The sequence below is a fragment of the Paenibacillus sp. J2L1-98 genome, assembly GCF_056269405.1.
In genome coordinates, this window is record NZ_JBWDNW010000051.1 from 1 (window position 1) to 7124 (window position 7124).

A 7124-nucleotide genomic window follows, 5' to 3' on the forward strand; every position below is an offset into this window, starting at 1 on the left:
GTTATGAAAAATGAGTTAATAATATTGTATAAATAGGCCTCCATACGGGCAGCCTTCGTTAAGCTCCCATGGAAGAACACAATTACTTCCATAATCTGTGGTGTCGCGTGAACGACATGGATGGCTAACGGGTACGATAGTTGAATGCTACAAGGGAGCAGATCGGCACTGATATGCTCCCTTGTAGCATTGAGGGACGGGCAGTTTAATTCAAGAATAAACTTAGCGACAATAATTGTGATGAACAAAAAGGGGGTCGTAATAATGAGCTTAGCTTCCTACATTGGTTGTAATATTGAAGTGCCATCTAATGACGAGGAATATACAGACGACTTCTTTTATATCGGCCGTTGTTTTGCAAGTGTTAAGAAATATCAGTTCACTACATCTTATGTTTATGAAGTTTCGAGCCAATGGGGTATTGAGATTACAGATGATATGAACCCGGAAACATGTGCGGAATCCAAAAAGAAGCTGTTAGAACTGTGTAAAATCATGGATGGCTATTTAAAGAAGGGCGATTATTTAGAGTTATATAGTTGTTGGGTGGGTGAAGAAACCGAAAAACGAGAAGGCGAGAAAGTCCTTCAAATCATTAACTTTGACATTGAGCAGATTGAAATTCCTGAAAAGACCAAGGATTGTAAAATGATGCATTAAGCTCCCATGGAAGAACGCAATTACTTCCATAATCTGTGGTGTCGCGTGAGCGACATGGATGGCTAACGGGAACGATAGTTCAATACCAAATGGCAGCCCTTCGCTCAACTACCATGAAAGAACGGATTAACTTTCATGCTCTGTGGTGCAGCATAAGAGATGCATGGATGGCTAACGGGCTAACGGGCTGGTTACGCTAATACGAACGGGTAGTATGGTTACAAAATGTGATATTATTATATTCTCAATACTATTGGTTAAGTTTGATACGATACTTGTAAGAAAGGTAATGAGTAATGATCAAAGATGATAATAAATTATTAAGTAGAAGGAATTCTGGTAAAGTTACTTGTGGTTTCGAAGTTAGAAGTAATATTGAAGACGAGGAATTAAAAGAAGTTTTTTTAAAACGAATGGGCCATAACCCCAAGGAAATAAAGGGTAACTGGAAACAAGTGAACAGAAGCTATGCTAAAAATATACTTACATATACTCTTTCAAAAAACATGACTCATAATATCGATTTGGAGACAAAACCATTAGCTGAGAAATTAAGTAACTACTTTTTAGAAAAATTTCAGCCAGAGGCAGTTTTTTACACAAATGGCCAATTTGATTCAAACTCTGGATACATTAAGCTCTATTCGTGGAAAACAATAACTAATTCCGGAGCTTATACTTTTGATACAGGTATAGTCGCATTCGATAATGATAAGATAGGAATGCTTTGGGCGACAGATCCTTTATAAATACCGCGTCCGACTACGAAAAATATGTAAATCCGATTAAGCTAACGGGTAACGATAGTTGAACACCGAAAGGGCTGCCGTGTGGTAGCCCTTCGTTACGCTAACGGCAGTCATCCCGTAATATATCACATTAAAGTGGTAGAGTAGCACATTACTAAAGTATAGTGGGGGAATATATGATTGAAACCGTTATATTTGATTTTGATGGATTGATTAGAGACACAGAAACATTTGAATTTTATTCTTTTCAAGAAGTTTTAAGAGATCACGGTGTTGAACTTCCACTAGACTTGTATTGCAAAAGAATAGGGGGACATATGAATGCATTTGACCCCTATTCCTATTTGCAAAAATGTATTGGCAGGCCTATCAATCGTGAGGAACTAAGAACATTACGGAGACAAAAATACGACGTTTTGATTAAGAACGAAAAGACACGACCGGGTGTGGTAAATTACTTGAATTCCGCTCAGGAACTTGGATTGAAAATTGGTTTAGCTTCAAGTGCCCCTTACGATTGGGTTATGCCCAATCTAGAAGAATTAGATCTTGTTGGCTATTTTGATTGTATCCGAACTCATGAGGACCTAAGAAATGTAAAACCAGATCCAGAGCTTTATTTAAATGTTTTAGATTATTTTGGTGTTGCTCCTATAAATGCCATAGCTTTTGAGGATTCTCCAAACGGTGCTAAAGCAGCAATAGAAGCAAAAATACATACAGTTATTGTTCCAAATGAACTAACAAAAAATTTATTCTTCGATGAGTGTAGTCTTCGTATTAGTTCAATGTTAGAAATGGAATTAAAACAAGTAATAGATTTTATTCAAAATAAGTCATTCAACTAACGGGAAACGATAGTTAAATAAGCAGTGTGATATCCGGGCTCTTTTGAGTACCGGATTTTTCATTACATATTAAGAGTGGCTGCTTGCTGTCTGAAAAACGATCGCTTTATAGACTAATAGAGTGAAGTGCGAATGCAAAAAATGTCGCGTAATCGAGGCTTTTTTGCTAATTATTTGTAATTAGGAGGAAATTTTACAAAAGACACCGAAATAACAGATGAAATGCGGCGGGTATATACAGCGTGTGCAGAGGGGGCGGCAGCATTATCAATCAAAGATGGGTGGATGAGAGTAATGAAAATACGTAACTCATGGTTATGGAGTCTGGTAATCAGTATGTTAATGGCACTGATCCTGCCAATGTATGCGCATGCGCAGGAAAGTATTACAGTAACGATCAAGCAACTAAAGACGGATCAGGCTGCCACAAAGCTAGTCATTACTGCTGCCATTTCTTCCTTGTATGAACTTAAGAGTGTCAATGCATCTACAGAAGGCCGAGAGATACAACTGACGCGCTCCTGCCCCAGCTGTGATTGGACGGGAGAAATGCAGCTGGCCGGTCTGGCAAAAGGTCAACATACCGTTACCGTAACGGCAGTGGACATCTATAATAGTACAGGGACGGGGACTGGAACCTTCAAATATGATGAACCTCCCGTGGTGACGCGATTAGAACCTGCTGACAATCACTCCGTGATTCGCAACAACAGCCTCCACGTCATCGCTGAAGCCGAAGATGACCTCGTTCAGCCTTCATTTTTGGTAAAAATAGGACGGGCAGACGGTCGCTTCGAACCACATATCGTCGAGAGTGACCAAGGCGCAGGCCGGTTCGACCGTGTATATGATGTCACGCAGGATAACGGTCGTTCGCTGAAAATACTATATTACATCTCGGACGGCACAATACAATATGGGGGCGATGACAATTATCGGGTACAGGTGTGGCGTACAGTTCATGTAGAGTCCAGCCCCGAAATAATTGAGGTACAGCGTGAACCTGAGGCGGAGATTTTGGACGCAGACGAGACTCGACTGCTGCTCATACGGAATGGAACCTTGGTCTTGAAGAACCGCAGTGACGGAACCGAGACGAAACTGCCGCTAGAAAGTGTGGGAAGCACTAGAAGTGAGTTTCAACTGACACCTGCCGGGGCGGTAATGATTGTTGATACGGGTTGGTATCAGCACCGAATTTTTTATTGGAACGGCGAGAAGTTCTCATCCGTTCCGTTTGAGGTAGAGATCAGTTCCCCCAGGCAGGTCAGAGGGAACTATGTCGCATTTGCGTTTGGCGGATATCTTCGCTGGATTAACACGGAAACCGGGGCTACCCGCAGCATTCGTTACTATCAAGATTATTTTGAACTGGAACCTAATGGCAGTGTATTGCTCGAACCTGATGACTACAGCGGGCAGAGCGACCGGATCCTTCGCTATGACCCGGTAACGGACAGCACGACAACCGTATTTGAATATCCGGGGGCGCCGCGCGGCCCGGTGAGTGACGGAAAGGCGATTCTGTTCACCTTGAATGACGGCAGCTTGATGAAGGTTCAGGATGGAACAGTGAGCCAAGTGGTCAAAGGAACGGCTGGTGCGGAACGTACGGTACCTCATTACGACTATGAAGTAAATAATGGCTGGATTGCGTTCAAAAAGCCGGACACGAATGGTGTGCAGCAACTCTACTTGCAGTCCCCAGACGGTACGGTGACGCAGGCAACTTACTTTAACACAGGGGCGGGGATTCATTCATTGCATGAGTCCGGCACCTTGGTTCTCGCAAATAACTCCAAATTGTATCAGTACCGCCAAGGAATGGACAAACCATCACTGATCGGCGGTGGTGCCGGTGTTGTGAGATGGATCGATGGAAAGCTCCATTACTTATTGGGCGATACGATCTTTGAAGTGAAGTCCGAAACGTCGAGCGATACCAAAGCGCCAGAGTGGCCTGCGGACGACGTGCTGACGGTTACCGATGTGACCTATAACAGCGTACAGCTGAATTGGCATCCGGCTACAGATGAAACGGGTGTAGACAAGTACTTGGTATACCAAGACAATACGCTGCTGGATACCCTGAACGGGGATGTGAGCAGCTATGAAGTGAAGGGGCTATCTCCAAATTCGTCCTACCTCTTTTCACTTGTCGCCGTCGATGCCGCCGGCAACCAAAGTGTGAAACAAGAAGTGACGGTCACTACTGCAGCATATACGGCTCCCGGCTCTTTTCAGCTTTCCGATTCCAAAACTTATTCATACGGCGGATCCAATTATGAGTTTTTGTTATATTACGGGTACATTTCGTCCTCAGGACAAGAGTTGAGTGGATCTTGGAGCCCCCCTGAAGGTTTTCATGGAGTCGTTAAGGTCTCCATGGCCTCGCCGTATGGGGAAGATTATGACCTTAGTCTGGAGACCGTGGGCGAGGGTAACCGATTGCCGGAAGATACGACGTTACTCACAGGTGGTACCGAGTACAGTGCTACCGAGGTGCCCGGAGGTTACAGAGCGGAGTGGAGAGTTAAGGGACATACAGGCAATGATTATAGTCCGGATAAGAAAGTTTTCGTCTATGTGAGCATCAAATATGACAATCACTGAAGATTATTACTCTGTTTACGATAACTTAATGATCGGCCGCGGGGTCTCCCCGCGGCCTTCTTTGCACCAGCGATTTGGTGATAAGGCCGGACGCAGATCCTCGGGCCTCCGGAAGCCTTTCCCTCATGAGGTCCCTCCCCTTTTTCGAACAGCCGAAAACCGTTCGGCAGCCTGCTGAACTCCTATGAAAATTAAAACCGCTCAAAACCGAAAAAAGACAATAGAAATTAGACCCAGCAAAAATCGTTTTTAAAAAAGGCTGAGCCTTTTATAAGAAAAGGGTTATGTAGTTCCAGAATAGATCAAGATACTTTAAAAAAAGGCAAGGCTGGTGCAACAAAAATAGCGGGTGATATATTCTGTTCAAAAACTGCTCTAAGAGATCAATTCATCCAAAATCAACCAACTTCGTCAGACCTCTTTAAATAAATCCATTAAATTCCTCTTCACATCCATAATCATCTCTAAATGACCGATTGTTGACTGAACAACCATATTTCCGTCCGTATCGAGTTCATTCAATCCGAAATATAACAATGTTTGTGTTGAAATTTTTGGTAGATTTGTTTTGTAATAGTGCTATGAGCACATTCATAGATTCCGGTGATATGGTAGATTTAAGGTAAAAAATGGTTGGAGTGAAGATGGATGAAACGACGGTTTATGCTTTTAGTTTGTGCCTTTTTGTTGCTGACGCTGCTTCTGCCCTTTCAGGCAGCCGACGCTGAGGCCGGTTCAGAGAGTTCGAATTCGGGCGTAACGATGGTTGCAGCAGGAGGGGATCATACTCTCACTCTAAAACAGGACGGAACGGTTTGGTCGTGGGGAAACAATAATTATGGAAAACTCGGCGATGGAACCACAGCCACCTACCGTTATACTCCGGTTCAAGTGCAGGGTCTCGATTCGGTTGTCGCCATCTCTGCGGGTTGGACGCATAGTTTGGCACTCAAAAGCGACGGAACTGTCTGGGCGTGGGGAGGGAATTGGGGTGGTCAACTGGGCGTTGGAAGCACGACGCTGTGGAGCAGTTCTTCCCCCATTCAGGTAACCAATCTTAGCTCCGTGGTCGCCATTTCTATAGGGACTTACCATAGTCTCGCAATAAAAAGCGATGGAACCGTCTGGGCGTGGGGAAACAATGACTATGGCCAACTGGGCGATGGAAGCACGACAGACCGTTATGCTCCTGTTCAAGTACAGGGTCTCAATTCGGTGATCGATGTTGCTGCGGGTGATCGCCATGGTTTGGCACTCAAAAGTGACGGAACCGTCTGGGCGTGGGGAGGGAATTGGTATGGCCAAAACGGGGTGCCTGGCGGCTTGACGAAAATAGTCGACGAATATGGAAACACATACACCTACCGTCATACTCCTGTTCAAGTACAGGGTCTCAGTCCAGTGATCGACGTTGCTGCGGGCAATGATCATAGTTTGGCACTCAACAGCGACGGAACCCTCTGGGTGTGGGGAAATAATCACTATGGCCAGCTCGGCGATGGAACAACGACAAATCGTAACACTCCCGTTCAGCTGCAGGGTCTCGATTCGGTTGTCGCCATCTCTGCGGATAGTGTGCATAGTTTGGCGCTCAAAAGCAACGGAACCGTCTGGGCGTGGGGAGGTAATTACTATGGCCAGCTTGGCGATGGAAGTACGACAGGCCGTTATACTCCGGTTCAAGTGCAGGGTCTCGATTCGGTTGTCGCCATCGCGGCGGGTGCTGCGCCGCATAATTTGGCGATCAAAGGCGACGGAACCGTTTGGGGATGGGGATATAATAGAGATGGCCAACTCGGCGATGGAACAACGACAGACCGTTATACTCCCGTACAAGTTCAAGGAACTTGGCAAGCCACTCCTGAAGCGCCACAGTGGCCTACGGGCGACGTGCTGACGGTTACCGATGTGACCTATAACAGCGTACAGCTGAATTGGCAGCCGGCTACGGATGAAACGGGTGTAGACAAATACTTGGTATACCAAGACAATACGCTGCTGGATACCCTGAACGGGGACGTGAACAGCTATGACGTGAAGGGGCTGTCTCCAAACACGCCCTACCTCTTTTCATTGGTCGCCGTCGATGCCGATGGCAATCAAAGTGTGAAAAAAGACGTGACGGTCACTACTACAGCATATCCGGCTCCCGGCTCTTTTCAGCTTTCCGATTCCAAAACTTATTCATACGGCGGATCCAATTATGAGTTTTTGTTATATTACGGGTACATTTCGTCCTCAGGACAAGAGTTGA

General features: G+C 45.2%; 5 protein-coding genes. All 5 read left to right on the forward strand.

The window, feature by feature from the left end; all coding sequences use genetic code 11:
• Positions 1-264: 264 nt before the first annotated feature.
• A complete protein-coding gene (locus AC0YNZ_RS31195) occupies positions 265-660 on the forward strand; it encodes a hypothetical protein (protein ID WP_475830247.1) in 396 nt (131 codons plus the stop codon).
• A 296-nt stretch (positions 661-956) separates the two neighbouring features.
• The gene (locus tag AC0YNZ_RS31200; RefSeq protein WP_475830248.1) at positions 957-1409 is read left to right on the forward strand and encodes a hypothetical protein; all 453 of its coding nucleotides are present in this window, start codon (positions 957-959) and stop codon (positions 1407-1409) included.
• 176 nt (positions 1410-1585) lie between these two features.
• Positions 1586-2257 (forward strand): HAD family hydrolase, encoded by a 672-nt coding sequence (locus AC0YNZ_RS31205; RefSeq protein ID WP_475830249.1) that lies wholly within the window; start codon positions 1586-1588, stop codon positions 2255-2257.
• A gap of 294 nt (positions 2258-2551) precedes the next feature.
• On the forward strand, positions 2552-4870 hold the full coding sequence (locus tag AC0YNZ_RS31210) for a fibronectin type III domain-containing protein (RefSeq protein ID WP_475830250.1): 2319 nt from the start codon (positions 2552-2554) through the stop codon (positions 4868-4870).
• A 648-nt stretch (positions 4871-5518) separates the two neighbouring features.
• Positions 5519-7124: RCC1 domain-containing protein (locus AC0YNZ_RS31215; RefSeq protein WP_475830251.1), on the forward strand; the 1606-nt coding region annotated here is incomplete at its 3' end.